This is a genomic window from Bradyrhizobium sp. Leaf396, from assembly GCF_001424605.1.
Classification (GTDB): Bacteria; Pseudomonadota; Alphaproteobacteria; order Rhizobiales; family Xanthobacteraceae; genus Bradyrhizobium; species Bradyrhizobium japonicum_C.
Map to the genome: position 1 here is coordinate 129,892 of NZ_LMQJ01000034.1, position 24,960 is coordinate 154,851.

Below are 24,960 nucleotides of genomic sequence, written 5' to 3' on the forward strand. Positions count from 1 at the left end.
GCGCCCGCCGCGAGGCGGAGCGCGAGTTCAGTACGCTGCAATCAGCTCTTGATCTCGGCAGCCCACGTCTTCTCGATCTGCTTCACGACAGTGTCGGGCATCGGGATGTAGTCGAGCTCCTCGGCCATCTTGTCGCCCTTCTCGAACGCCCACTTGAAGAACTTGAGGGCTTCCTGGGAGGCCGCCTTGTCGGTCGCATCCTTGTGCATCAGGATGAAGGTCGCGCCGGTAATCGGCCAAGACGCTTCACCCGGCTGGTCGGTCAGGATCACATAGTAGTTCTTGGAGCCGGCCCAGTCGGCGTTGGCGGCTGCAGCCTGGAAGGCCGCAACGGTCGGCTGCACGGTCTTTCCGGACTTGTTGATCAGGGCACCGTAGGTCAGCTTGTTTTGCTTGGCATAGGCATACTCGACATAGCCGATCGAGTTCTTGGTCTGGCTGACATTGCCCGCGACGCCTTCATTGCCTTTGGCGCCAACGCCCGTCGGCCATTCGACCGCGGTACCGGCACCGACCTTCGTCTTCCACTCGGCATTGGTCTTGGAAAGGAAATCGGTCCAGATGAACGTGGTGCCGGAACCGTCCGACCGACGCACGACGGTGATGGCGTCCGAGGGGAGCTTCACCTTGGGATTAAGCTTGGCGATCGCCGGGTCATTCCAAGTCTTGACCTTGCCCAGATAGATGTCGCCCAGCAGCTCGCCGGAAAACACCAGCTCGCCCGACTTGATCCCTTCGAGATTGACGACCGGCACCAGGGCACCCATCGCCTGCGGCCATTGGATCATTCCGTCCTTTTCAAGCTGCTCGGGCTTGAGAGGCATATCGCTCGCGCCGAAGGTCACGGTCTTGGCCTGGATCTGCTTGATGCCGCCGCCCGAACCGATCGACTGGTAGTTCAGACCGTTGCCGGTCTCCTTTTTGTAGGCGTCAGCCCACTTGGAATAGAGCGGGAACGGGAACGTCGCGCCGGCGCCGGTGATGTCGGCCGCGAAGGCGGCCGTCGTCGATGCGGCTACCAAGCCAGCAGCGACCATAGTTTTGAGGAAATTCATGCTGGTCTCCATACAGGGGAGCGAAGCGCCATCCGCGCCCGATCGCGCTCCCCGCGCCGCCCGTTTAGGAGCGGTCGGCTGTGCTTTTACGAAGGTTTCATGACAGTTGGATGACGCAACCAAGCATTTGGATTCGCTTGGTTTTTAGGCCGCGGCCGAAATCTTCGCCTGGGGAAAACACGCCGTGAAAGTTGCACCCTGCTTGGGCACGCTTTCGATCAAAAGCCGGCCGCGATGGCGGTTAAGAATATGTTTCACCAGCGATAATCCGAGCCCGGTACCGCCTTGCGAGCGGCTGTCGCCGACGTCCACCCGATAGAAGCGCTCGGTCAGCCGCGGCAGGTGCTCGGGCGCGATACCGGGGCCGAAATCGCGTACCATGATCCGGATTTCCTGAGTTCCATCAGAGGCGGCGCCTGATGTCAGCGACACGATGACGCGCCCGCCGGAGGCGCCGTATTTGAGCGCGTTCTCGATCAGGTTCTCAAACAGGCGGAGCAGCTCCTCGCGGTCGCCGGCGATCATCACCGGCGGATCCGGCAGCTGGATTTCCACCACGACCTGGCGCTCGCGGGCCAGCGGCTCGAGCCCGTCGGCGACCTGGCGGATGATCGGCACGAGGTCGACCAGGGTGTCGGGCCGGACATGGGCCGACAGCTCGACCCGCGACAGCGACAGCAAATCGTCGATCAGGCGCGCCATGCGGGTGGCCTGGTTGTGCATGATGCCGAGGAAGCGCTCGCGCGCCTTGGGGTCGTCCTTGGCCTGGCCCTGCAGCGTGTCGATGAAGCCCGACAATGCGGCCAGCGGCGTACGCAGCTCGTGGCTCGCATTGGCGACGAAGTCGGCGCGCATCTCCTCCACCCGGCGCAGCGGCGTCTGGTCGTGGAAGGTCATCAGCATGCATTTGTCGGTACCGCCGAAGCTGGTCGGAACCGGCACCGGCGTGATCATGAGCTCCATCCAGCGATCGACCGGAACATGGTCGAGATAGGTCGCGCGCCGCGGCTCGGTGGTCGCGATCGCCTCGCGCAGTGCCGTGATGATCTCCGGCGAGCGCAGCGCGAACTGGGCGAGCTCGTTCCGACGCAGCGCCGGGGCGAGCTGAGCGGCGGCGGCATTGAGGTGGATGACGCGACCGGCGCGGTCGAGCAGCACAGCCGGATCCGGCATGCCGGCGACCACCGCGGCCACCGCCGCGCTCTCGACCGGGTTGATGCGCCTGACGTCGTCCCGGGAAGCGGCGGGATCGTGCAGCCGCCAGGGGATCAGGGCAGCCGCCGCGATGCAGAGGAACACGATCGCGGCGTGCAGTGCCGACAATTCGCCGAGCGAGACCACGACTGACAGCGCCAGCGCCGCGGCGATGAGGATGATGGTCGAGTGCCGCAGCCGGTCCGACCATGGCTGAACGTTGGGAGAAGATGGGGCGTCGATCGCCATCGGGACGGGCTTCTCCTGGAGGACTTGTCCTGGGGCTTGCGCCGGTCAGGCACCGCTGTCGCTACGCTCTCTCACATAGGCGGCTTCACGCGCCGGGCCGGGGTCGAGCTTGAGTGCCGCCTGCTGCAAGCGCTTCGAACGTGTGCCGATTATAACTTCGCGAAACGTCAGCAAGATTACAGATATGACGAAGGGCGACACATAATAGAGGAGGCGGAACAGCAGCATTCCGCCCAGCAGCTCCTCCCGGTCCATCTGCCAGAGGCCGACCAGCATGGCGGCGTCGAACACGCCAAGGCCTCCCGGCGAATGGCTGGCAAAGCCGAGCAGGGTCGCCGAGACGAAGATCACCGCGACCACGACGAAACCGAGATTGGGCTCGTCCGGGACCAGCACGTACATGGCGAGCGCACAAAAGCCGAGATCGATGATGCCGATTGCGATCTGGAGCAGCGTCAGGGGGCCGCCCGGCAGCACCACGGTCCAGGGGCCGCGGCCGACCACCCGCGGCTGGGTCCAGACCCAGACCACGTAGCAGACCAGCGCCGCGATGATCATCAGCGCCAGCGTCCGATTCAGCCAGGGCGGAAGCTGGTCGATCGAGGCTGCAGCCTCCGGATGGTAGGCGATGCCGAGCCCGAGCACGGCGGCGTTGCCGAGCCAGAAGGTGAGGCCGGCGAGGAAGCAGATCTTGGCGACGTCGATCGCGTTCAGTCCATAGGCCGAATAGATGCGATAGCGCACCGCGCCGCCGGTGAAGACGGATGCGCCGACATTGTGACCGATCGAGTAGCTGGTGAAGGCCGCGAGCGCGGTGATCCGGTAGGGCACCTGGGCGTGGCCGATCGCGCGCGTGGCGAACAGGTCGTAGAAGGTCAGGGTGAAATAGCCCGCAGCGACGAACAGCGCCGCCATCGCAATCTGGCTCGGCTCGGTGCTCTTGATCGCTTCGAGGACCTCGTTGAAATCGATGCCCCGCAGCATGTGGTAGAGCACATAGCAAGCGATCCCGATGACCGCGATGCTGATCACAACGCCAAGCTTATGCAGGACTTGCTTCTCGCGCAGAAACGACGTCGCCCTGCGTATGGCTTCCAGCATCTAGACCTCGAACAACGCTTCAGCGGCCAGGGTGGCCGGCGGACGGGCGGACGACTCACAGGCACTCAACGAACCTTCGCCGCCGGCACCGGCATCGCGCATGCCCCCTGCCCCTCCACTAGCGCGTTTTCGGGCGGAGTGGAATTCGCCAGTTCGAACAAAAACACGTGCCTTCAGTATTTTAGGCAGGGTCATGGCTCCTGATGCACGGTTTGGCGCCTTCGGCGGCACGGTTGACGCGAATCTCCGTGGCAATCCTGCGCAGACGCCATGAAGTTTTGATGATTTCGGCCGCACAATGTTCCGTCACGACTTAAGCCAACTTCAATCTATCGGCCGCGCGGTCAGGGTGCACGGCAACATCACGGAGCCGCCGGCGGTGCGGTGCGCGAGACGACGCGGTCGCGCAGCCATGCACCAATGGTGCAACCGACGAGATAGCAGGCGAACATGATCAGCCCAAGGTCGAGCCAGTAGCCGAAGCGGCCGGGGACAACATGGGCGACCGAGGCCGCGATCAGAGCCACAGCAAGCGCGGCGAGCCAGCGCGCCGTCACCTTCGAGGTGCCGTTGCCGCGCTGGACCACCGAGATCCAGCCCATGCAAAAGCCCAGCAGCAACGAGCCGATCAGCCAGCCCAGGTGGAAAGAGACGAGATAGGGCATCGTCACCTCACCAGAAATTCGATGCGGCGGTTCCGCGCCTTGCCTTCATCGGTGTCGTTGCTGGCAACGGGCTGCGTGCTGCCATGGCCGACCGCCGTGAACCGGCTGGCCGGCAAACCGGCCTTGACAAGATAGTCGATCACCGCCTGTGCGCGCTTTTCCGAGAGAGCCTGGTTGAAGGAATCCTCACCGTCCGCGTCGGTATGCCCGACGACCACGATATTGGTGGTGGGGCAGCGCAGTGCGGTCTCGATGAGACGATCAAGGATGGCCGCGGAGTCGGGATCGATATCCGCGCGCCTGTTTGCGAAGCGGATTTTGCCCTTGGTCAGAAGCTCTGTGAACAATTGCTGGCACACGGTGCCGTCGACGGGGCCTGCCGCGGGCTTCACCGTGATCTCCGGCTTGTATTGCCAGGTTTTCGGGAAGTCCCTGCCGAGGCCAGCGCGAATGTCGTTGGCGGCGCCCTCGTAGAGCGCATCACCGGACAGCTTCACCTCGCGATCGGAGACGACGAGCGTGCCGGTCGATAGCCGCGACAGCGCGCCAAGCGCTGCGACGACCGCCATGCTGAAGGAGCCGGGCGCGCCGACGCTGGCCTTGAGATTGTCCACGACCTTTTCGGTGAAGAACTTTCGCGAGGCGCTGGTGGCGATTGCCGCATGGACATTGTTGTCGGGAACGTAGCCGGTCAGCGTCACCTTCGCCGCCACCGGGTCCTTGTAGGCCTGGAAGATATAAGGGGGCGCCTTGATGTCGTTGGCGGCGATTGAAAAGCCCTCGGGCAGGTTCTTCAGCGCTGCTGCGATCGCCTCGCGGCCGCCGAGCTCGCGCGCCATGCCCGACAGATTGACCTTGGTGTCCGTTATCGTGATCTTGCCGTCCTTGAGCTTGCCGATCTGGTCCAGCAGGAGCATCGCGGCCGCCTCGAACCGCGGCGGCGCGCCGCGTGCCAGACCCATTTGGTCGGCCACCTCGGCGCCGCCGACCTCCTTGCGGGCCGCCTCGGTCAGCCGGGCCTTCATCGACGGCAAGGACGCAGAGCCCGACAGCGTCACCCGCACCACGTCACGCTCGGCATTCCAGACGAAAGGCTTGGCCTCGGGAACAAGTCGGGTCCGGTCGTCGACCAGTCGCACGCCGGGCACGGTCTCGACCGCCATCACGGCGTCGCGGCGCCCTTCCTCGGAGAAGGCGTCCGCGGCCAGGCTGACGTCGCGGCCATCGACCGCGATGCGGGTTTTGTCCAGGACGGTATTCTTCAGCACCGCCGAGCTTCGGGCAGACAGGTCGGCCTCAACCGGTAAGGTGTTATTCCAGGCCGCAAATCCCCACATGATGGCCAGGGGGATCAGCCCCGGCCACCATTTGCTGGCCCACGAGAAAAGCTTTTGCATTCGACGACCCGAACTCTGGAAACGGAGACAAAACAAACCCTTGGCAGGCTGTCAAACCGGAAATGGTGCCGTTCCGAAGGCCCTGCCTGGACAATCCAAATAACTTTTTCTTCAAGGGTTCTTCCGTAAGTTGAAGGCGGAATGCCAGAGTCCCTCAGCCGGTCATGAAACAACTGCGTAACAACGTCATCCGCGCCGGGCTGGGAGCACTTTATTTCAGCGGGGCGCACCACCTGTTGCGCCCGCTCTTGTCGGGCGTCGGCGCCATTTTCATGCTGCACCGGGTGCGGCCGGCCCGTGAGGCCGCGTTTCAGCCGAACCGGCATCTCGAAGTCACCCCCGAATTCCTTCGCGCGACACTGTGCCATTTGCGCTCGCGCGACATCGACATCGTCACCATGGACGAGCTGCACGAGCGATTGGCGCAGGGACGGTTCGACCGCCGCTTCGCCGCCTTTACCCTCGACGACGGCTATCGCGACAATCTGGACCATGCACTGCCGGTGCTGCGCGAATTTGACGCGCCTCTGACCGTCTATGTCGCGAGCGACTTTGCCGACGGCACCGGACGCCTGTGGTGGGCGGCGCTGGAGGCCGTCATCGCGAAGGCCGAGCAGATCGACATTACAATCGGCAATTCCGCATTGCGGCTCGATGCGACGACGCCTGCGGCCAAGCAGGCAACGTTCGACCGCCTGCACGACTGGCTGCGCGCGCTGCCGGGCGAGCACGACCTCAAGCGCGAGATCGAGGCACTGTGCACGACGTACGACGTCGACATGGGAGCGCTGTGCCGCAGCCTCTGCCTGTCCTGGACCGAGTTGAAGACATTCGCCGCCGATCCGCTGGTCACGATCGGCGCGCACAGCGTCAGTCATTGCAACCTCGCCAAGCAGGCGGAAGACGTTGCCGCGCAGGAGATGACGGTGAGCCGCGAGCGGATCGAGCAGGCGCTGGAGCGCCCCGTGCTGCATCTTGCCTACCCCTATGGCGACCGCGAGGCCGCGGGGATGCGCGAATTCACCCTTGCTGCAGCCGCCGGCTTCAAGACCGCGGTGACGACGCGGCCCGGCATGCTGTTCGCCGACAATGCCGCCCACATGACGGCGCTGCCGCGCGTCTCGCTCAACGGCAACTACCAGGACGCGCGCATCCTGCCGGTGCTGACCTCGGGCGCTGCGACCGCGATGTGGAACGGCCTCCGCCGGATCGCGGCGGCATAGCCCCTCGATGTCCGCGGCCGCGGAGATTGACTCCCCTCCCCGCCCCGCTCACAACAAGCGCCAATCAAGGGAGGCACCATGTTCAACGATCTGTTCTCGCTCAAAGGCCGCATCGCGCTGGTGACCGGCGGCTCGCGCGGCATTGGCAAGATGATTGCGGCGGGATTCCTCAGCGCCGGCGCGGCGAAGGTCTACATCACCGCGCGCAAGGCGGGACCCTGCGAAGCCACCGCGAAAGAGCTCAGCGCCCAATACGACGGCGAGTGCATCGCGCTGCCGATCGACATCTCCACGGTCGCCGGCTGCGAGCTGCTGGCGAATGAGTACGGCAAGCGCGAGGCCAGGCTGGACATCCTGGTCAACAATGCCGGCGCGGCCTGGGGCGCGGAGTTCGACGAATTCCCCGAGAGCGGCTGGGACAAGGTGATGAACCTCAACGTCAAGGCGCCGTTCTTCCTGACCAAGGCGCTGGCGCCGACGCTGCGCGCGTCGGGAAGCGCGGAGCGGCCCGCGAAGGTGATCAACATCGCCTCGATCGACGGCATCTTCGTCAATCCGGGCGAGACCTATTCCTATGCCGCGAGCAAGGCCGGGCTGATCCATCTGACGCGCCGCATGGCGGTGAAGCTCGTCCCGGACCACATCGTGGTCACCGCGATCGCGCCGGGCCCGTTCAAGTCCGACATGAACCGCGCCGCGCGCGACCACGCCGACGAGGTCGCAACGCGCGTACCCGTCGGCCGCATCGGCACCGACGAGGACATGGCGGGCGCCGCGATCTATCTCGCCTCGCGCGCGGGCGATTACGTCGTCGGGGCGACCATCGCGGTCGACGGCGGCATCGTCTATGCGAACCCGGGGATCAAGGGCAGCGGGTGGGACAGCGATTGATCCGGCGATCTCTGGTCACACGCAATGGGGCCCAAAACCGAAACGTCGAAAACAACCCCATGCACAGTAGAATGCCCCTTGATCAGCAAGGGATTTTCTTGAGCCGCCCAGAATCGACGATTCAGCCGCGACGCGGTTGACACGTCGGGCAAAACACTGCCCGTCCGGAATCCAGTGCGCTTGCGACTTCTCTGTGAAGCCACAAGCGCCCCTGCAATAGTGCATCACCCGCTTCGCGGGTGATGACGCCATTCGTGTTTGCGGGAGCGCCGAGTCCCGATGCTTACGACTCGATCTTCACATATTCGAAATCGCCGGGCTTGTTGTCGATGCCGACCTTGGGCGGGGAGATCCAGGACGCGAACTGGCCGATCTCGGTGACGGGCTGCATCAGGGAGGTGATGAAGTCGCCGTCGCTGGCGGACGGCAGCCACTCGTCCTTGCGCTTGGCCCAGGTGGCATCGTCGATCAGGATGCCGTCGGGCGTCGCGTGCACGTCCTTGAACTCGCCGATGTGGCGGTGGAAGGCAACGTTGGGCAGCTTGAGCTGGAAATCGTAGCCCGCGGTCGAGATCACTTTGTTCCAGCGCAGCATGCCCTTGACGCAGTCCTGGCTGTAATCGTCGCGCAGGCGCATGTTGAGCGCGGTCAGCGCCGGCTCGTCGACCAGCTTGATCTCGCCGTTGATCAGCTTGAGCACCGGATAGGTGGAGTTCTTGAGCTGGTGATCGTCTTCGATCTGGGTCTCGTGGTAGCGGCCCTTGATGCCGGCGTTGAAGGCGTTGGCCGCGTTGGTCGAGACCTCCGAGCCGAACAGGTCGAGCGACAGCGTATAGTGCAGGTTCAGCTTCTTCTGGATGGTCGGAAGATCGATCACCCCGAGCGCGCGGACCTTGGCGATGTCGGTGGGATCGGTGATGCCGGCCGCCTTCATCGCATCGCAGGTGCGCTGCACGACGCGGGTGATGCCGGTCTCGCCGACGAACATGTGGTGCGCCTCTTCCGTCAGCATGAAGCGGCAGGTGCGCGACAGGGGATCGAAGCCGGACTGCGCGAGGCTGTGCAGCTGCATCTTGCCGTCGCGATCGGTGAAGTAGGTGAACATGAAGAACGACAGCCAGTCCGGCGTCGCCTCGTTGAAGGCGCCCAGCATGCGCGGCGCATCGGCATCGCCGGAGCGGCGGCGCAGCAGATCATCGGCTTCCTCGCGGCCGTCGCGGCCGAAATATTTCTGCAGCAGATAGACCATCGCCCAGAGGTGGCGGCCTTCCTCGACGTTGACCTGGAACAGGTTGCGCATGTCGTAGAGCGAGGGCGCGGTCTTGCCGAGATGGCGCTGCTGCTCGACCGAGGCCGGCTCGGTGTCGCCCTGGATCACGATCAGGCGGCGCAGCATGGCGCGATGCTCGCCCGGAACCTCCTGCCAGGCCGGCTCGCCGTAGTGCTCGCCGAACGGCACGACGCGGTTTTCCTCCTGCGGCGCGAGCAGGATGCCCCAGCGATATTCGGGCATGCGGACATAGTCGAACTTGGCCCAGCCGCGCGGATCGACCGAATAGGCCGTGCGCAAATAGACCAGCGATTCCTGGAAACCTTCCGGCCCCATGTCGCTCCACCAGTCCATGTAGCCGGGATGCCAGCCTTCCAGCGCCTTGAGCACCTGGCGGTCTTCGGCAAGATTGACGTTGTTGGGAATCTTGGTCGAGTAGTCGACGTTCATGATGTTGACGTTCATGGGGACCTCCCGTGTGGGACTAGCTCGTTTGAAGGGGCGAATGGCGAATGGCGGGTAGCGAATGGGCATCCCCTATTCGCCATTCGCCACTCCCTACCCGCTAGACTCGCGTCATATCGAATTTCGGCTTCTGGCCGCTGCCGTAGCGGCGCAGCGCGCCTTCCTCACCGACGGCATTCGGACGCTGGAAGATCCAGTTCTGCCAGGCGGTGAGGCGCGCGAAGATCTTTGATTCCATCGTCTCGGGGCCGACGAAGCGCAGGCTCGCTTCCATGCCGGTGAGGCTGTCGGGCGAGAAGCTGGCGCGCTCCTCGAGGAACACGCGGACCTCGTCGTCCCAGTCGATGTCGTCGAGCGCAAAGGTGACGAGGCCGAGCTCTTCCGCCTGCTCCGCATCGAGCGCGGTGCCGAGCGTGGCTTCCGCGCGGTCGACGTCGGACGGATCGGCCTGGAAGCGCGATTGCAGCCGCGTCAGGCCATGGCTCATCGGATACGGGCCGAAGTTCATCGCAGACAGTTCGATCGACGGCGGCGGACGGTTGTCGCCCTGGCGCGTGCCGATCAGCATGTAGGAGCGGTCGGCGGCGAACACGAGCTCGGCCAGCGTGCCGGCAAAGCAGGAGCCCGGTTCGACCAGCGTCACCAGCGTGCGCGAGGTGACGTCGATGCGCTTCAGCACGCGCTTCCAGTAGTGCCTGATCTCGTTGACGAGCCAGTGCGCCTTGTTGGCTTCGAGGAAGGCGTCGCAGGCGAGAACATGGGCGCGGTCGCCATGGCTCTTGAACACCAGCATGGCGATCTCGAGCTCGTTGATGCGAAGATGCAGGATGGCATCGTCGAGCTCGCGCGCGACCTGGAGCGGCCAGAACGACGCTCCTTGCGCCATCATTCCGTCGATGTCGGCGGGCGGTGCAGCCTCCGGCGCCTTGATCGAGATGGTGGCGATGCGGGCCGCGCGATCGATGTCCACGGTGACGAAGCCATAACGGATGCCGGTCTCGTCAATGACGCGGTTGAGCGGCGTCAGCGCAATGCCCTTGCCGCTGCCCTGCCGCTTCGAAGCGGCGGCGAATTCCCTGGCGCGCTCGGCGATCCTGGCTTCCAGCTTGGAGTTCGGCGCGATCTCGTCCACGAGACGCCACTGCACCGCGCGCTTTCCCTTCACACCCTCCTCGATGGTGCAGAAAAAATCGGCATGGTCGCGGCGCACTTTTCGCTTGTCGACGACGCGCGTCAGACCGCCGGTGCCGGGCAGCACGGCGAGCAGCGGCACTTCAGGCAAGGCCACCGCGGACGAGCCGTCATCGGCAAGGATGATGTGATCCGTCGCAAGCGCCAGTTCATAGCCGCCGCCGGCGGCCGAGCCGTTCACCACGGTGATGAAGCGCTGGCCGGAATTTTCCGACGAATCCTCCATGCCATTGCGGGTCTCGTTGGTGAATTTGCAGAAATTCACCTTGTGCGCGTGGGTCGATCCCGCGAGCATGCGGATGTTCGCGCCGGCGCAGAACACGCGGTTCTTGGCCGAGCGCATCACCACGACCTTCACCTCGGGATGCTCGAAGCGCAGTCGCTGAAGCGCGTCAGCCAGCTCGATATCGACGCCGAGGTCGTAGGAATTGAGCTTGAGCAGGTAGCCCTCGAACAGGCCGCCGTTCTCATCGACATCCATGGTCAGCGTCGCGACGTCGCCGTCGACCGTGAGCTTCCAGTGCTTGTAGCGGGACGGTTCGGTCTGGAAATCGATGAATGTCGCGCCGCCTGCGAGGCGCCGATCTTCCCCGGCCATGGGTCATCCCTGAGCTTGAATTATGCGTTCTGGCTTGTCCGTTAGATGCACAATAGTGCATCTTTTCGAACGCGTCTAGCCCTCAACTGCCGTAGCATGCACTTTGTTTCATGAGGAGTCGTTCTGCTGCCATCACGCGGCGCGCCCTTGCAGACCCTGATCGTCGCGCAGGGCCGCTCCTGCGAACTGCTCGATCGCCTCCAGCGTCGCCGCCGGCGCCTCGCGATGCGGAGAATGCCCCGCGCCGGAAACGATCTTCACGTCGACCGGGCAGTAGCACTCCTCCTGCGCGATCTCGACCTGACGCAGCGTCCCGTATTGATCGTCCGCACCCTGCACGACCAGAACGGGGACGCGGATGTAGGCGAGGTAGTCTGAAATGTCCCAATCGCGGAACTTCGGGTCGAGCCAGGCGCCGTTCCAACCGTAGAACGCGTTGTCGACGTCCTTGTGCCAGCGCGCGAGCTTCGTCTTGAGGTCGGTGGTCTCAAACGTCGTCTTGATCGCGGCGATGGATTTGATCGAGATATCCTCGACGATGAAATGCGGCGCGATCAGCACGAGGCCGCTGAGACGATGATCCTGATGCGCTCCGGCATAGATCGTGGCGATCGAGGCCCCGTCGGAATGGCCGAGCAGAAGGCCACGCTTGAAGCCGATCAAGTCGAGCAGCTTCGGCAGCACGTCCAGCGCCTCGCGTTGCATGTAGTCGAGTGGCCGCGGCAGCGCGACCGGACTGGATTGACCATAGCCCGCGCGCGAATAGACGAAGATGCCGGCGCCGGAGGCTTGCTGCAGCTTCTCCGGGAAGTCGCTCCAGAGCCCGACGGAGCCGAGGCCTTCGTGCAGCATCACGATGGTCGGCGCATCCGCGGCCGGTGGCGCGAGCCATTTGTATTCGAGGCTGGCGGTGCCGATGCTGAGGAAACCGGTGGGGGTGAGATTGGTCATGGTGTCACTCTGCTTCGCTGGATGAGCGCGAGATATTTACGCGCACTCCGTCGTTCCCTCCCCCTTGTGGGGAAGGGAACGCGACGGAGGTCTCGGTGACGGCAGTGCGCGGCATCAGCAAACTCAATTCGCGCCTTCCCGCAGTTTGAACCGCTGGATCTTCCCCGTCGCGGTCTTGGGCAGGGACTCCACCACGTCGATCCAGCGCGGATATTTCCAAGGGCCGATCTTTTGCTTGACGTGTTCCTTCAGCATCTCCTGCAAGTCCGTCGTCGTCGCGCCCGGGCGCAGCACCACGAACGCCTTCGGCTTCAGGAGGCCTTCCGGATCGGCCTCGGGCACGACGGCGGCTTCCAGCACCGCCGGATGGGTGATCAGCGCGCTCTCGACCTCGAACGGCGAGACCCAGATGCCGGAGACCTTGAACATGTCGTCGGCACGGCCGCAGAAGGTGTAGCGGCCCTCGCCGTCGCGAACATACTTATCTCCGGTGCGAGTCCACGGCCCCTCGAAGGTGCGGCGGCTTTTGTGACGCTGATTCCAATAGCCCTCGCCGGCGGAAGGCGCATCGACCAGGAGCTCGCCGACCTCGCCGTCGGCGACGTCCTGGCCGGCCTCGTTCACAAGCCGCACCGCGTAGCCCGGCACCGGCTTGCCGGAGGAGCCGTACTTGATATCGCCGGGCGCATTCGAGAGAAAAATGTGCAAGAGCTCGGTCGAGCCGACGCCGTCGAGGATGTCGACGCCGAACCGCGCTTTCCAGCTGTTGCCGACGGATTCCGGCAGCGCCTCGCCGGCGGAGGTGCAAATGCGCAACGCCTCGCCGCAGCGCTCGCCCTTCATCGTCTCGTCGTTGAGCATCGCCGCGAACAGCGTCGGCACGCCGTAGAAGATTGACGGATTGTAGCGGTTCATCAGGTCGAACATGCGTGCCGGCGTCGGACGCTCGCTGTTGAGGATGACGCTCGCGCCGACCGACATCGGGAACGTCAACGCATTGCCGAGGCCGTAGGCGAAGAACAGTTTTGCGGCCGACAGGCAGACATCGCTCTCGCGAATGCCGAGCACCTGCTTGGCGTAGGTGTCGGCGGTTGCCTGCATGTTCGAATGCAGATGGCGCACGCCCTTGGGCATGCCGGTCGAGCCCGACGAATAGAGCCAGAACGCCGGCTCATCCGGATGGGTCACGGCGGTGGTGAACTGGTCGCTCTCGCCGGCCATCTCTTCGGCCAGCTGCTTGTGGCCGTTCTGCTTGGCACCGGAGACGACTACATGCTCGAGATCAGGCATGCGGCCGACGACGTCCTTGATGACGGGATAGAGCGCCTCGGACACGAACAGCACGCGGGCACGACAATCGGCGAGGATGTAGGCGTATTGGTCGGCGGTCAAAAGCGTGTTCAGCGGCACCGGCACGATGCCGGCGCGGATTGCGCCCAGGAACACGACCGGGAAGTCGATCGTATCCAGCATGATCATCGCGACGCGTTCCTCGCGGCGGACGCCGAGCCGGCGCAGCATGTTGGCGACGCGCCGGGTCTGGCGCTGGAGCTCGCCATAGGTGATGCGCGAGACGGTGTCGTCGAAGGCGAGCTTGCTGCCGCGGTCCTCCTCGACGTTACGGTCGAGCAGCCAGGTCACCGCGTTATAGGATCCCTCGCTCACAGACATCTCCCCCGAATTTAGAATTATAATTCATAGAAAGACATCGCATTGGCTTGCTGTCAATGCCAGCAGGCACTATGTTTCATTAAAACGCGCCGCAGGACCCCTGTAAAGAAGGCTCATGAGCGAAAGTCCCGACGCCGAATCCCGCTTCCTCGAACAGCTCGGCCAGCGCGTGCGCACCATGCGCGCGCTGCGCGGCATGTCGCGCAAGGTGCTCGCCAAGGTATCAGGAATATCGGAGCGCTACATCGCGCAGCTCGAGAGCGGCAAGGGCAATGTCTCGATCGTGCTGCTGCGCCGCGTCTCGGACGCGATGGGCGCGCATCTCGAAGACCTGCTCCCTTCGGCCGATCCAACGCCGGACTGGCAGATGTTTCGCGATCTCTTGCGCAAGGCAACCCCGGCGCAGATCGCTCAGGCCAAGGAGCTGCTCTCCGGCGGCAGCGCCTCCGCCCCGCGACGCGCGCCATTCTGCGGCATCGCGCTGATCGGCCTGCGCGGCGCCGGCAAATCCACCCTCGGCAAGATCCTGGCGAAGAAGATCGGCTGGAGCTTCGTCGAGCTCAACAAGGAGGTCGAGCAGCAGAACGGGCTCTCGGTCGCCGAGATCATCGCGCTCTACGGCCAGGAAGGCTTTCGCCGCATGGAACAGGCGGCGCTGCAACAGTTGCTCGCGCGCAACGAGCTGATGGTGCTGGCAACCGGCGGCGGCATCGTCTCCGAGCCGCTCACCTTCGACCAGGTGCTATCCTCGTTCTACACGATCTGGCTGAAGGCCGAGCCCGAGGAGCATATGGCGCGCGTGCGCCGCCAGGGCGATCTGCGCCCCATGGCCGATGACCGCTCCGCCATGGCGGAGCTGCGCAACATCCTGCTCAGCCGCGAGCCGCTGTATTCGCGCGCGGCGGCGGTGGTGGATACCGCGGGGCTGTCCGTCGATGCCGCCGCCGTGCGGCTGATCGATGCGGTGCGGCCCGTGCTGCAGAACGAGGCGCGCAGCTTCGGCCTGCGCAGCGTGGCGCTGTGAGCTCGGTTTTCGCATGACCAATATCGACGCCTCGGTCTCGCTGTTCGATCGGATCGGCGGCAGCGCAACGATCGACGCCCTCGTCGACCGCTTCTACGACCGCATGGACACGCTACCGGAGGCGAAGATCATCCGCGCGATGCACGCGGAGGACCTCGGTCCGATCCGCGACGTCCTGAAGCGCTATCTCACCGAATGGACGGGTGGCCCGAAGCTCTATTCCCCCGAGAAAGGTCATCCGAGATTGCGGCAGCGGCACTTCGGCTTTGCCATCGGCGATGCCGAGCGCGATGCGTGGATGCTCTGCATGCGCGGGGCGCTGGCGGAGACGATCACCGATGCCGCCGCGCGGCAGCATCTCGATCGCGCAATGTCGGGCCTCGCCGACTGGATGCGCAACCGGCCTTAGTTCCGGACGCCGTCTCTTGGTGCGATCCCGTCGTCCGGCTAAGCTGTGCAGGACAACGGAGGCTTCTCCATGGACGCAAGCATCGCGCCGGAAGTCATCAGACGTCCTGTTCCCGCGCATATGACGCACATCGTCTCGTCGATCTCCTGCTATCGCGAGCGCGGGGCCGGCCTGACCAATTTTCGCCACGCCGCGCCGCTGTCGCTGCCGTTTCTGATCAACCTTGGCAGCCCGTTCCGCATCGCGCTCGGGCGTGAGCCCGATCGGTCGGATATCCAGCCGAGCTTCGTTGCCGGCTTGTTTCCCGGACCCGTGCAGATCGAATCCGATGGCCGCGCCATGTGTGTCCAGATCGACTTCACGCCGCTCGGCGCTTACCGGTTCTACGGCGGCGCCGTACCTGACCTCACCGCGCGCATGGTCGATATCGGAGATTTGCTCGGCCGCGACGGTCGAGAACTGGGCGAGCGGGTGGCGGAAGCAGACAATTGGCAGCGACGCCTCGACATCATCGAGACCTTCGTGCTTGAGCGGACGGTGCACGAGCCCTCCCCCGCAATCGCTGCGGCGCTCAGCCGGCTCTGGCGCAGCGCTGGCGCGGCGCGCATATCGGACATCGCATCGGACATCGGCTGGAGCCGTAAACATCTCGCGCGCCGGTTTCACAACGAGATCGGCGTTTCACCGAAGACATTGGCGCGGATGCTGCGCTTTCACCGCGCCTGCGAACTGGCGCGCAACGGGGATAGGCGAGGCTGGGCCGGTATTGCGATCGAGGCCGGCTTTGCCGACCAGGCGCATCTCGCCCGCGATTTCAAGGAGTTCAGCGGCGAGAAGCCGACCATCTGGGCCGCGCGGCTGGAGCAGCTTGATCCACGCCTGATCCGCGAAGCCGGCGGATAGTTTCAGGTCCCATTTGTTCAAGCCGCGAGACGACGGCTCGCCTAGGCTGAGCGCACAATCCAAGTGGAGAATGCCATGTCCAGTCCAACCGGAAACGAACCCCCTCGCCTCTATCACACGATGCGCTGCAAGGACGCGGAGGCGATGATCGTGTGGCTGAAGGACGTCCTGGGATTCACCGAGCGGGTGGTCTACCGGCGCGAGAACATCGTCGCGCATGCGGAGTTGTCGTTCGGGTCATCCATTCTGATGCTCGGAGCGCATCGGCAGGATAGCTATGGCAAGAGCGTCGGCGAACTCGACGGGCGCCGAACCGACGCGGTGTACATGGCCGTTGACGATCCCGACGCGCTTTATGCCAGGGTGAAGGCATCCGGAGCTCGAATCGAAACGGAATTGCAAGACACCGACTACGGCAGCCGGGACTTCTCGGCGCGGGACCCCGAAGGCGGCCTCTGGAGCTTCGGCACCTACTGGCCGAAAGCCGGCGAAGATCCGTTGCCGGCCTGACCTCGAGCCAAACGGAATGCGCAAGCCTGATATCGGGGCGGAGCAAGCGCGCAGCGTGGACAACCGGCGCGCCCGCATTAGACTGGCGGGCATGACCGACACCCTCCCCGATACCATCCGTCGCCTCTACACCGATCCCGGCGAATACATCGACAGCGATCATCCCGCGGTGCAGCGTTTCGCCGAAACCAGCGTACGCCCGGAGGCGGACGCACGCGAGAAGGCGAGCGTGCTCTACAAGGCGGTGCGCGACGGTATCCGCTACAATCCCTATGTCAGCATGCGCGTCGCCGAGACGTTTCGCGCATCGAGCGTCCTCGCTGCGGGGCAGGGCTATTGCGTCGGCAAGGCCGCGCTCTATGCCGCCGCCTGCCGCGTCCACGGCATTCCGGCCCGCGTCGGCTTTGCCGACGTGAAGAACCATCTCACCACCGAGAAGCTCCGCGCCAGCATGGGCACCGACATCTTCACCTGGCACGGTTTCACCGAGGTGCATGTCGACGGCGCCTGGCGCAAGGCGACGCCGACGTTCAACGATACGCTCTGTGCGAAGGTCGGCGTGGCGCCGCTCGATTTCGACGGCCACAGCGATGCGTTGCTGCATCCGTTCGACGGCGAAGGCCGCGCCTACATGCAGTATGTCAACGACCGCGGCACCTATCACGACGTGCCCGCGAAGTTCTTGATGCGCGAGATGGCGCGCGTCTACGCCGACATGCAGGGCGAGGATCTCACGGGACGCGATATGGAGCGCGAAGCGGAGCAGTGAGACCGGGAGGGTGGGTCAGCGAGGCGCAATCCACCGCGTCTCGTGACAGGACACGATGGTGGATGACGCCTTCGGCCAATCCACCCGACGATCACAACAATAGCGAGCGCACAGAGCCTGCCCCCTCCCGCAGCAGCGGCAGGAAGCGATCGACCAATTCCTGCGCCGGCACCCGGTCGATATGCGCGCCCATGTTGATGGCGGCGACGATCACGCCGTCATAGCGGCGGACCGGGACCGAGATCGAGCGGAAATGGGGTTCAGCCTCGCGGTCGACGAGCGAGTAGCCTTGCGCGCGATCGGCTGCGATGCGCGCGAGCAGCGCCCTCGGGTCCGTCACCGTCTGCGGCGTCAGGGGCTCGCGTTTCATCATCTTCAGGCGCGCGGTGAGCTCAGCATCATCGAACTGGCCGAGCATGGCGCGGCCGACCGAAGTGCAGAAGGCCGGCAGCCGGTAGCCGATTTCGAGCCCGCCGGAAAACACCCGCGCCGGACTGCCGCGAGCGATGAACACGACCTCATCGCCATCGAGCACCGCGAGCGAGGAGATTTCCTGCGCCGCGGTCGCGATGCGATCGAGCACGGGTTGAAGAACCGCGACGAGCTGGTTGGATCGCAGATATGAGGCCGCCAAGGTCAGCACATGCGGCGTCAGCGAGAACAGTTTTCCATCGCCAATGACGAAGCCGCCACGCTGCAGCGTGAACAGCATGCGCCGCGCGGTGGCGCGCGGAAGCTCCGCGGCGCGGGCGAGATCGCTCAGCGTCGTGGGACCTGCCGTGGTGCCGAAGCATTGCAGCAGGCGCAGCCCGCGATCGAGGCTCTCGACGAAATCCGTGGCTCGTTCCTCGCGCTCGTCTCGCTTCAGCTTGGGCATGAGTGTGGGACAATCCTGCAAAATAGTGCTTGCTGCCGCTCCAAGGCATGTCATAATTCGCCCATTCGTTCAATAGACGAACAAACGCTACTCCACGAGGATGCACGCGCCATGATGAGCCAGGAGCAGAACGACCTGATCACCCGCACCGGGCCCAAGGATCCCTGCGGCAAGCTGATGCGAAGCTACTGGCAGCCGGCGGCGCTGGTGGACGAGCTGGAGGGCGCGCGGCCGATCCGCCCCGTCAGGCTGCTCGGCGAGAACCTGGTGCTGTTTCGCGACGAGACCGGACGCTACGGCCTGATCGACCGCCATTGCGCGCATCGCGGCGCCGACCTCGCCTTCGGGCGGCTCGAGCATGGCGGCCTGCGCTGCTCCTTCCATGGCTGGCTGTTCGACGCGACCGGGCAGTGCATCGAGACCCCGGCAGAGCCGAAGGATTCGAAGCTCTGCCAGAACATCCGCCAGCGCTCCTATCCCGTCGTGGAGAAGAGCGGCATCCTCTGGGCCTATCTCGGCGAGGGCGAGCCGCCGGCATTTCCGGAGATCGACTGCTTCGTTGCGCCGGGCACGCATACGTTCGCTTTCAAGGGGCACATGGCCTGCAACTGGCTGCAGGCGCTCGAAGTCGGCATCGATCCCGCGCACGCTTCCTATCTGCACCGCTTCTTCGAGGACGAGGACACCTCGACCGCCTACGGCAAGCAATTCCGCGGCGCCTCCGCCGGCTCCGATCTGCCGATGACGAAGATCCTGCGGGAATACGACCGCCCGATCATCAACGTCGAGCACACCGAATACGGCCTGCGCCTCATCGCCCTGCGCGAGATCGACGAGGAGCGCACGCATGTGCGCGTCACCAACCAGCTCTTCCCGCACGGCTTCGTCATCCCCATGAGCACGGAGATGACGATCACGCAGTGGCACGTGCCGGTCGACGACGAGAACTGCTACTGGTACGCGATCTTCACCAGCTACACGAACCCGGTCGACAAGCAGAAAATGCGCGACCAGCGGCTCGAGCTCTACGAGCTGCCCGATTACATCTCGCGCAAGAACCGCAGCAACGATTACGGCTTCGATCCGCACGAGCAGCAGACCGCGACCTATACCGGCATGGGCAACGACATCAACGTTCACGACCAGTGGGCGGTGGAATCGATGGGGGCGATCCAGGACCGCACCAAGGAGCATCTCGGCCAGAGCGACAAGGCGATCGTGCAATATCGCCGCCTGCTGCGGCAGGAGATCGAGAAGGTCTCGGGCGGCGAGAAGCCGATGCTGTTCCTGGACGAGGCCAACGCGCGCAGCATCCAGGGTCCCGCGACCATGGACGGAATCGGGCCGACGCGGGGCTGGGAGACCTACTGGATGGAGGTCGACGTCAAGCGCCGCCGCGGCGCGCCATGGACGGCACCGGTGCCGAAGGAGATCGCCGCCAAGGTGCATCGGCTGACGGCGGCTGAATAGCGCGAAACTCTCTCCATCGTCATTGCGAGCGAAGCGAAGCAAGCCAGAAATGTATCTGCGGGCAGACTCTGGATTGCTACGTCGCTACGATCCTCGCAATGACGGCGGATGTGGCAGATATCTTGCACGAGTTGAGCAGCGGTGATTGAGGAGTTGATGAAGTGACTTTCGTCGCGCGTCATGCGCTGTGGTCGGATGAGCAAAGGGACGCCGCCTCGCGCATGCGTCGTCTCGCCGAGGAGAAGAACCTCGAAGTCATCCGCCTCGCCTTCCCCGACCAGCACGGCATCCTGCGCGGCAAGACCATCATCGCAGCGGAGGCGCTCGCCTCGCTCGAGAGCGGCTGCTCCATCACCACGACCATGCTCGCCAAGGACACCTCGCACCGCACGGTGTTTCCGGTGTTCACCGCGGGCGGCGGCTTCGGCATGAAGGAGATGGAGGGCGCCGCGGACGTGCTGATGGTCGCCGATCCCACCACGTTTCGCGTCTTGCCGTGGGCGCCGACGACGGGGTGGGTGCTGTGCGATCTGTATTTCAACGACGGCCGTCCCGTGCCGTTCGCGACGCGCGGGCTCTACAGGCGCGTGCTCGATGAACTCGGCACGCGCGGTTACGATTTCGTCGCGGGCCTCGAAGTGGAATTCCACATCTTCAGGCTCGAGGATGCGCATATGCGCGCCGAAGATGCCGGCCAGCCCGGCACGCCGCCATCGGTCAGCCTGCTCAGCCACGGCTATCAATATCTCACCGAGCAGCGCTTCGATCAGATGGAGCCGGTGCTCGAGATCCTGCGCCGCGACATCGTCGCGCTCGGCCTGCCCCTGCGCTCGGTCGAGGTCGAATTCGGGCCGAGCCAGTGCGAGTTCACCTTCGCGCCGAAGAAAGGCCTCGCGCCCGCCGACAACATGGTGCTGTTCCGCAGCGCCGTGAAGCAGATCGCGCGCCGCCACGGCTATCACGCCACCTTCATGTGCCGGCCGAAACTGCCGAACGTGTTCGCAAGCGGCTGGCACCTGCATCAATCGGTCGTCTCGCGCGCGAGCGGCGACAATCTGTTCATGGCGAAAGACGGCGCCGAACCGCTCAGCGCGTTCGGCCAGGCCTATCTCGCCGGACTGCTTGATCACGCCCGGGCGTCCACCGTGTTCACCACCCCGACCCTCAACGGCTACAAGCGCTACCGCTCCTATTCGCTGGCGCCGGACCGTGCGATCTGGGGCCGCGACAATCGCGGCGTGATGATCCGCGTGCTTGGCGGCGCGGGCGATGCCGCCACGCGGCTGGAGAACCGGATCGGCGAGCCTGCCGCCAATCCCTATCTCTACATGGCCTCGCAGATCCTCTCCGGCCTCGACGGCGTCGAGCGCAAGCTCGATCCCGGCCCGTCGGCGGACACGCCCTACGAGACCAAGGCGCCGCTGCTGCCGAAGAGCCTCCGCGATGCCGTCGCCGCGCTGAAGGACGATCCGTTCTTCCGCGAGAAGCTCGGAGCCGAGTTCGTCGACTACTACACCCACATCAAGGACGCCGAGATCGACCGCTTCCTGTCCGAAGTGACCGACTGGGAGCACCGCGAATATTTCGAGATGTTTTGAGCTGACGCAGCGCTCTCCCCGTCATTGCGAGCGCAGCGAAGCAGGCCAGAATCTTTGCGCGGAGGGATTCTGGATTGCTTCGTCACAAGGGCTCCTCGCGATGACGGGGAGACAGCGGGGGCTAGATCCCCAGATACTTATGCTGCAGATCCGGCTCGGCCATCAGCTCGTCGGAGCTGCCGCTCCACACCGTCTTGCCGCGCTCGATGATGTAGTGGCGGTCGCAGATGCGGGCGAGGTGATCGACGTTCTTGTCGACGACCAGGATCGATTGTCCGCGGCTCTTGAGCAGCGACAGGCAGCTCCAGATCTCCTCGCGGATCAGCGGCGCGAGGCCCTCGGTGGCTTCGTCCAGAATGAGCAGCTTCGGGTTGGTCATCAGCGCACGGCCGATGGCGAGCATCTGCTGCTCGCCGCCGGAGAGCTGGTTGCCCATGTTGGACGCGCGTTCGGCGAGGCGCGGGAACATCACGTAGATCGCGGCCAGCGTCCAGGGATTGCCGCTGCCGAAGCGGTCGGCGGCGGCAGCAACGAGGTTCTCGCGCACGGTGAGGTTCGGGAAGATCTGCCGGCCCTCCGGGACGAGGCCGACGCCGAGCTTTGCGATCCTGTAGGACGGAAGCTGCCGCACCTCGGTGCCCGCGAAGCGGATGTTGCCGGCGCGCGCCGGCGTCAGGCCCATGATGGAGCGGATGGTGGTGGTCTTGCCCATGCCGTTGCGGCCCATCAGCGAGACCATCTCGCCGGGCTTGATCGACAGCGACAGGCCGAACAGCACCTGGGACAGGCCGTAGCAGGTCTCGATGCCGTCGACCTCGAGCAGCGTGTCAGCCATGGTGCGTCACCACATGCTGATCGCCGAGATAGGCGCGCTTGACGTCCTCATTCTGGCGGATCGCGGCAGGATCGCCCGAGGCAATGACGCGGCCATAGACCAGCACCGTGATGCGGTCGGCGAGCGCGAACACCGCCGGCATGTCGTGCTCGACCAGCACGATCGAGACTTCCTTGCGTAGCTCCTGGAGCAGCTTCACCATGCGCTGGGATTCGGTGACCCCGAGGCCCGCCATCGGCTCGTCGAGCAGCAACAGCTTCGGCTTGCTTGCGAGCGCAACCGCGAGCTCGAGCTCCCGGCGTTCGCCATGGCTCAGCCTGGACACCACGACGTCGGCGCGATGCAACAGGCCGACACGATCGAGCGCGGCATGCGCGGCATCCCGCAGGCCCTTCTCCTTGCGGGCATTGGCAAAGAAGCGGAACGAGGTGCCCGCATGCGCCTGCGCCGCCAGCGCCACGTTGTCGGCAGCGGTGAAATCGAGCAGCAGCGAGGTGATCTGGAACGAACGCGCAAGGCCCAGCGCGCAGCGGCGATAGGCCGGCAGAAAGGTGATGTCGCGTCCCGCCAGCGAGACGCTGCCGGAATGCGGCGCGAGATGTCCGGTGAGCTGGCTGATCAGCGTGGTCTTGCCGGCGCCGTTCGGACCGATGATGGCATGCAGCTCGCCGCTGGCGACGTCGAGCGATATGTTGTCCGTCGCGATGATGCCGCCGAAGCGGCGCACCAGCTTCTCGACGCGGAGCAGGGGTTCAGCCACGGTTGGCCCTCCCCAGCGCACCCATGATGCCGCCGCGGCCGAACAGCACGATCAGCAGCAGCAGCGGGCCCAGGATCAGCGCCCAGTATTCGGTGATCTGCGACAGCAGCTCTTCCAGCAGCAGGAACACCACCGCGCCCATGACCGGGCCGAACAGCGTGCCCATGCCGCCCAGGATCACCATCACCATGAGGTCGCCGGAACGCGTCCAGTACATCACGGCCGGGCTGACGAAATCGGTGTTGTTGGCGAGCAGCGCGCCTGCGAGGCCGCACATCGTGCCCGAGATGACGAAGCAGACCAGCTGGTAGCGCTTGGCCGGGAAGCCGATCGCCTGCATGCGCTGCTCGTTGGAGCGCAGGCCCTGCACGACGAGGCCGAAGCGGGAGTTGACGATGCGCCAGATCAGGAAGATGACGCCGAACAGGCAGGCGAGGCAGAGATAGTAGAACTGGGTGCGGTTGCCGAGATCGATCAGGCCGGAGAAGTCGCTGCGCTTGTAGATCGTGAGGCCGTCATCGCCGCCGTAGCGGGCCAGCCCCGAGGCGACATAATAGGCCATCTGGGCGAAGGCGAGCGTGATCATGATGAAGTAGACGCCGCGGGTGCGCAGCGACAGCGCGCCGATCACCAGCGCGAAAATCGCGGAAGCGGCGAGGGCGACCGGAAACTGGATGAACCCGCTTCCCACGCCTTCCTGCGCGAGCATGCCGACGGCGTAGCCGCCGATGCCGAGATAGGCGGCGTGGCCAAAGCTCATCAGGCCGGCAAATCCCATGATGAGGTTGAGGCTCGCCGCCGCCAGCGCCAGGATGATGATGCGGGTGAACAGCGTCAGGATGAAGATGTTGCCGGACAAGTGCGAATAGAGCGGCAGCAGCACGAGGCCCGCCAGCATCAGGGCCGTGACGGCCTTGCTCACCGTGAAAGCCTTCATCGACGATTGGCCGGAAACAGCCCCTCCGGCCGCACCACCAGCACGATCGCCATCACGAGATAGATAAGCATGGACGACAGCGCGGGCGCGGCGGTGGAGGCGGCGGCGCCGCTCAGCACCTGCCGGAGCAGGTTCGGCAGGAAGGCACGACCGAGCGTATCGATCATGCCGACGAAGATCGCGGCGAGGAACGCGCCGCGGATCGATCCGATGCCGCCGATCACGATGATGACGAAGGCGAGGATCAGGATGTTCTCGCCCATGCCGATCTGCACGGTGAGGATCGGCGCCTGCATCAGGCCGGCAAGGCCGGCGAGCGCGGCGCCCAAACCGAACACCAGCGTGTAGAGCAACTTGATGTTGATTCCGAGCGCACCGATCATCTCGCGATTGGAGGCGCCGGCCCGGATCAGCATGCCGATGCGGGTACGCATCACGCCGAGATAGAGCAACAGCGCGACCAGCAGCGCCACAGCGATGATGGCGAGGCGGTAGGCGGGATAGTGAATGCCGGGCAGGATCGGCACCGGCACGGTGAGCCAGGCTGGCAGCGGCAGCGCAAGGCCCGCCGGGCCCCAGATCAGCCGCACCGCTTCGTTGAAGAACAGGATCAGGCCGAAGGTTGCGAGCACATGGTCGAGATGGTCGCGGCCATAGAGGTGCCGCAGCGCCGTCACCTCCAGCACGATGCCGAGCACCAGCGTGGCCCCTAACGCCATCAGCGCGCCGAGCAGGAAGCTGCCGGTCCAGGCCGCGAACGTCGCGGCGAAATAGGCACCCATCATGTAGAGCGAGCCGTGCGCGAGATTGACGAGATCCATGATCCCGAACACCAGCGTCAGGCCGGCGGCGAGCAGGAACAGCAGCAGGCCGAACTGCAACCCATTCAAGAATTGTTCGACGACGAGCAGCATCAAGACTCTCTCAGGCGCACGCAGCGTCACGCC

Annotated in this window: 23 protein-coding genes; 9 read left to right on the forward strand and 14 right to left on the reverse strand. The window is 64.8% G+C overall.

What is annotated here, in order from left to right; genetic code table 11:
- Positions 1-41: 41 nt before the first annotated feature.
- From pstS to ASG57_RS25370, 5 genes are all read right to left on the reverse strand, one after another.
- Entirely contained in the window at positions 42-1,055 is a 1,014-nt protein-coding gene (pstS, locus tag ASG57_RS25350; RefSeq protein WP_024337092.1) for a phosphate ABC transporter substrate-binding protein PstS, read from the reverse strand.
- A 144-nt stretch (positions 1,056-1,199) separates the two neighbouring features.
- Positions 1,200-2,498, reverse strand: coding sequence for an ATP-binding protein (locus ASG57_RS25355; protein WP_057197984.1), 1,299 nt, complete (start codon positions 2,496-2,498; stop codon positions 1,200-1,202).
- Between the two features lie 45 nt (positions 2,499-2,543).
- Complete coding sequence (locus ASG57_RS25360; RefSeq protein WP_024337090.1) at positions 2,544-3,599, reverse strand: lysylphosphatidylglycerol synthase domain-containing protein; 1,056 nt, start codon at positions 3,597-3,599, stop codon at positions 2,544-2,546.
- Between the two features lie 362 nt (positions 3,600-3,961).
- Entirely contained in the window at positions 3,962-4,264 is a 303-nt protein-coding gene (locus ASG57_RS25365) for a hypothetical protein (RefSeq protein ID WP_024337089.1), read from the reverse strand.
- Between the two features lie 2 nt (positions 4,265-4,266).
- The gene (locus ASG57_RS25370; protein ID WP_057197986.1) at positions 4,267-5,661 is read right to left on the reverse strand and encodes an OmpA family protein; all 1,395 of its coding nucleotides are present in this window, start codon (positions 5,659-5,661) and stop codon (positions 4,267-4,269) included.
- Positions 5,662-5,825: 164 nt separating this feature from the next.
- Between ASG57_RS25370 and ASG57_RS25375 the strand changes: the two genes are divergently transcribed.
- A complete protein-coding gene (locus ASG57_RS25375) occupies positions 5,826-6,884 on the forward strand; it encodes a polysaccharide deacetylase family protein (protein ID WP_057197988.1) in 1,059 nt (352 codons plus the stop codon).
- Between the two features lie 78 nt (positions 6,885-6,962).
- Positions 6,963-7,775, forward strand: a complete 813-nt coding sequence (locus tag ASG57_RS25380) for an SDR family oxidoreductase (protein WP_024337086.1) — start codon at positions 6,963-6,965, stop codon at positions 7,773-7,775.
- 283 nt (positions 7,776-8,058) lie between these two features.
- On the opposite strand, the gene boxB is transcribed toward ASG57_RS25380, so the two are convergent.
- The 4 genes from boxB to ASG57_RS25400 all read right to left on the reverse strand — a co-directional run bounded on the left by boxB (position 8,059) and on the right by ASG57_RS25400 (position 13,915).
- Positions 8,059-9,510: a benzoyl-CoA 2,3-epoxidase subunit BoxB gene (gene boxB / locus ASG57_RS25385; RefSeq protein ID WP_057197990.1), complete on the reverse strand. Its 1,452-nt coding sequence runs from the start codon at positions 9,508-9,510 to the stop codon at positions 8,059-8,061.
- 100 nt (positions 9,511-9,610) lie between these two features.
- A complete protein-coding gene (gene boxC / locus ASG57_RS25390) occupies positions 9,611-11,299 on the reverse strand; it encodes a 2,3-epoxybenzoyl-CoA dihydrolase (protein ID WP_057197992.1) in 1,689 nt (562 codons plus the stop codon).
- A 132-nt stretch (positions 11,300-11,431) separates the two neighbouring features.
- A complete protein-coding gene (locus ASG57_RS25395) occupies positions 11,432-12,250 on the reverse strand; it encodes an alpha/beta fold hydrolase (protein ID WP_057197993.1) in 819 nt (272 codons plus the stop codon).
- Between the two features lie 123 nt (positions 12,251-12,373).
- Positions 12,374-13,915 carry a benzoate-CoA ligase family protein gene (locus tag ASG57_RS25400; RefSeq protein WP_057198214.1) on the reverse strand — a complete coding sequence of 514 codons (1,542 nt, stop codon included), beginning with the start codon at positions 13,913-13,915 and terminating at the stop codon, positions 12,374-12,376.
- 121 nt (positions 13,916-14,036) lie between these two features.
- On the opposite strand from ASG57_RS25400, the gene ASG57_RS25405 reads away from it, so the two are divergent.
- The 5 genes from ASG57_RS25405 (at position 14,037) to ASG57_RS25425 (ending at position 17,536) form a co-directional block, all read left to right on the forward strand.
- A complete protein-coding gene (locus tag ASG57_RS25405) occupies positions 14,037-14,945 on the forward strand; it encodes a helix-turn-helix transcriptional regulator (protein ID WP_057197995.1) in 909 nt (302 codons plus the stop codon).
- Positions 14,946-14,958: 13 nt separating this feature from the next.
- A complete protein-coding gene (locus tag ASG57_RS25410) occupies positions 14,959-15,354 on the forward strand; it encodes a group II truncated hemoglobin (protein ID WP_057197997.1) in 396 nt (131 codons plus the stop codon).
- A 69-nt stretch (positions 15,355-15,423) separates the two neighbouring features.
- The gene (locus ASG57_RS25415; RefSeq protein ID WP_057198216.1) at positions 15,424-16,257 is read left to right on the forward strand and encodes a helix-turn-helix domain-containing protein; all 834 of its coding nucleotides are present in this window, start codon (positions 15,424-15,426) and stop codon (positions 16,255-16,257) included.
- Positions 16,258-16,377: 120 nt separating this feature from the next.
- The gene (locus ASG57_RS25420) at positions 16,378-16,767 is read left to right on the forward strand and encodes a VOC family protein (protein WP_349510067.1); all 390 of its coding nucleotides are present in this window, start codon (positions 16,378-16,380) and stop codon (positions 16,765-16,767) included.
- Between the two features lie 91 nt (positions 16,768-16,858).
- Complete coding sequence (locus ASG57_RS25425) at positions 16,859-17,536, forward strand: transglutaminase-like domain-containing protein (RefSeq protein ID WP_057198219.1); 678 nt, start codon at positions 16,859-16,861, stop codon at positions 17,534-17,536.
- Between the two features lie 91 nt (positions 17,537-17,627).
- Here the strand turns inward: ASG57_RS25425 and ASG57_RS25430 are convergent, their stop codons facing one another.
- The gene (locus tag ASG57_RS25430; RefSeq protein ID WP_024337076.1) at positions 17,628-18,413 is read right to left on the reverse strand and encodes an IclR family transcriptional regulator domain-containing protein; all 786 of its coding nucleotides are present in this window, start codon (positions 18,411-18,413) and stop codon (positions 17,628-17,630) included.
- A gap of 111 nt (positions 18,414-18,524) precedes the next feature.
- Here ASG57_RS25430 and ASG57_RS25435 point away from each other — a divergent pair, with 111 nt between their 5' ends.
- Positions 18,525-19,883 (forward strand): aromatic ring-hydroxylating dioxygenase subunit alpha, encoded by a 1,359-nt coding sequence (locus tag ASG57_RS25435; RefSeq protein ID WP_057197998.1) that lies wholly within the window; start codon positions 18,525-18,527, stop codon positions 19,881-19,883.
- Between the two features lie 161 nt (positions 19,884-20,044).
- Positions 20,045-21,481: a glutamine synthetase family protein gene (locus tag ASG57_RS25440; RefSeq protein WP_057198000.1), complete on the forward strand. Its 1,437-nt coding sequence runs from the start codon at positions 20,045-20,047 to the stop codon at positions 21,479-21,481.
- A gap of 121 nt (positions 21,482-21,602) precedes the next feature.
- On the opposite strand, the gene ASG57_RS25445 is transcribed toward ASG57_RS25440, so the two are convergent.
- Genes ASG57_RS25445 through ASG57_RS25460 form a run of 4 tightly spaced genes read right to left on the reverse strand, consistent with a single transcriptional unit; the run spans position 21,603 to position 24,927 of the window.
- Positions 21,603-22,316 (reverse strand): ABC transporter ATP-binding protein, encoded by a 714-nt coding sequence (locus tag ASG57_RS25445; RefSeq protein WP_024337073.1) that lies wholly within the window; start codon positions 22,314-22,316, stop codon positions 21,603-21,605.
- Positions 22,309-23,076: an ABC transporter ATP-binding protein gene (locus tag ASG57_RS25450; RefSeq protein ID WP_057198001.1), complete on the reverse strand. Its 768-nt coding sequence runs from the start codon at positions 23,074-23,076 to the stop codon at positions 22,309-22,311. The genes ASG57_RS25445 and ASG57_RS25450 overlap by 8 nt, the downstream gene beginning before the upstream one ends.
- Entirely contained in the window at positions 23,069-24,013 is a 945-nt protein-coding gene (locus ASG57_RS25455; protein ID WP_024337071.1) for a branched-chain amino acid ABC transporter permease, read from the reverse strand. The genes ASG57_RS25450 and ASG57_RS25455 overlap by 8 nt, the downstream gene beginning before the upstream one ends.
- Positions 24,010-24,927: a branched-chain amino acid ABC transporter permease gene (locus ASG57_RS25460; RefSeq protein WP_024337070.1), complete on the reverse strand. Its 918-nt coding sequence runs from the start codon at positions 24,925-24,927 to the stop codon at positions 24,010-24,012. The genes ASG57_RS25455 and ASG57_RS25460 overlap by 4 nt, the downstream gene beginning before the upstream one ends.
- Positions 24,928-24,960: the final 33 nt, after the last annotated feature.

Coding starts and splice junctions, on each gene's coding strand:
- ASG57_RS25360 (WP_024337090.1), bottom strand. CDS start 3,599: ATGCTGGAAGCCATACGCAGGGCGACGTCGTTTCTGCGCGAGAAGCAA.
- ASG57_RS25420 (WP_349510067.1), top strand. CDS start 16,378: ATGCGCTGCAAGGACGCGGAGGCGATGATCGTGTGGCTGAAGGACGTC.
- ASG57_RS25435 (WP_057197998.1), top strand. CDS start 18,525: ATGATGAGCCAGGAGCAGAACGACCTGATCACCCGCACCGGGCCCAAG.
- ASG57_RS25415 (WP_057198216.1), top strand. CDS start 15,424: ATGGACGCAAGCATCGCGCCGGAAGTCATCAGACGTCCTGTTCCCGCG.
- ASG57_RS25375 (WP_057197988.1), top strand. CDS start 5,826: ATGAAACAACTGCGTAACAACGTCATCCGCGCCGGGCTGGGAGCACTT.
- ASG57_RS25455 (WP_024337071.1), bottom strand. CDS start 24,013: ATGAAGGCTTTCACGGTGAGCAAGGCCGTCACGGCCCTGATGCTGGCG.
- ASG57_RS25355 (WP_057197984.1), bottom strand. CDS start 2,498: ATGGCGATCGACGCCCCATCTTCTCCCAACGTTCAGCCATGGTCGGAC.
- ASG57_RS25380 (WP_024337086.1), top strand. CDS start 6,963: ATGTTCAACGATCTGTTCTCGCTCAAAGGCCGCATCGCGCTGGTGACC.
- ASG57_RS25410 (WP_057197997.1), top strand. CDS start 14,959: ATGACCAATATCGACGCCTCGGTCTCGCTGTTCGATCGGATCGGCGGC.
- ASG57_RS25395 (WP_057197993.1), bottom strand. CDS start 12,250: ATGACCAATCTCACCCCCACCGGTTTCCTCAGCATCGGCACCGCCAGC.
- ASG57_RS25405 (WP_057197995.1), top strand. CDS start 14,037: ATGAGCGAAAGTCCCGACGCCGAATCCCGCTTCCTCGAACAGCTCGGC.
- ASG57_RS25460 (WP_024337070.1), bottom strand. CDS start 24,927: ATGCTGCTCGTCGTCGAACAATTCTTGAATGGGTTGCAGTTCGGCCTG.
- pstS (WP_024337092.1), bottom strand. CDS start 1,055: ATGAATTTCCTCAAAACTATGGTCGCTGCTGGCTTGGTAGCCGCATCG.
- boxB (WP_057197990.1), bottom strand. CDS start 9,510: ATGAACGTCAACATCATGAACGTCGACTACTCGACCAAGATTCCCAAC.
- boxC (WP_057197992.1), bottom strand. CDS start 11,299: ATGGCCGGGGAAGATCGGCGCCTCGCAGGCGGCGCGACATTCATCGAT.
- ASG57_RS25430 (WP_024337076.1), bottom strand. CDS start 18,413: ATGCCCAAGCTGAAGCGAGACGAGCGCGAGGAACGAGCCACGGATTTC.
- ASG57_RS25365 (WP_024337089.1), bottom strand. CDS start 4,264: ATGCCCTATCTCGTCTCTTTCCACCTGGGCTGGCTGATCGGCTCGTTG.
- ASG57_RS25445 (WP_024337073.1), bottom strand. CDS start 22,316: ATGGCTGACACGCTGCTCGAGGTCGACGGCATCGAGACCTGCTACGGC.
- ASG57_RS25425 (WP_057198219.1), top strand. CDS start 16,859: ATGACCGACACCCTCCCCGATACCATCCGTCGCCTCTACACCGATCCC.
- ASG57_RS25370 (WP_057197986.1), bottom strand. CDS start 5,661: ATGCAAAAGCTTTTCTCGTGGGCCAGCAAATGGTGGCCGGGGCTGATC.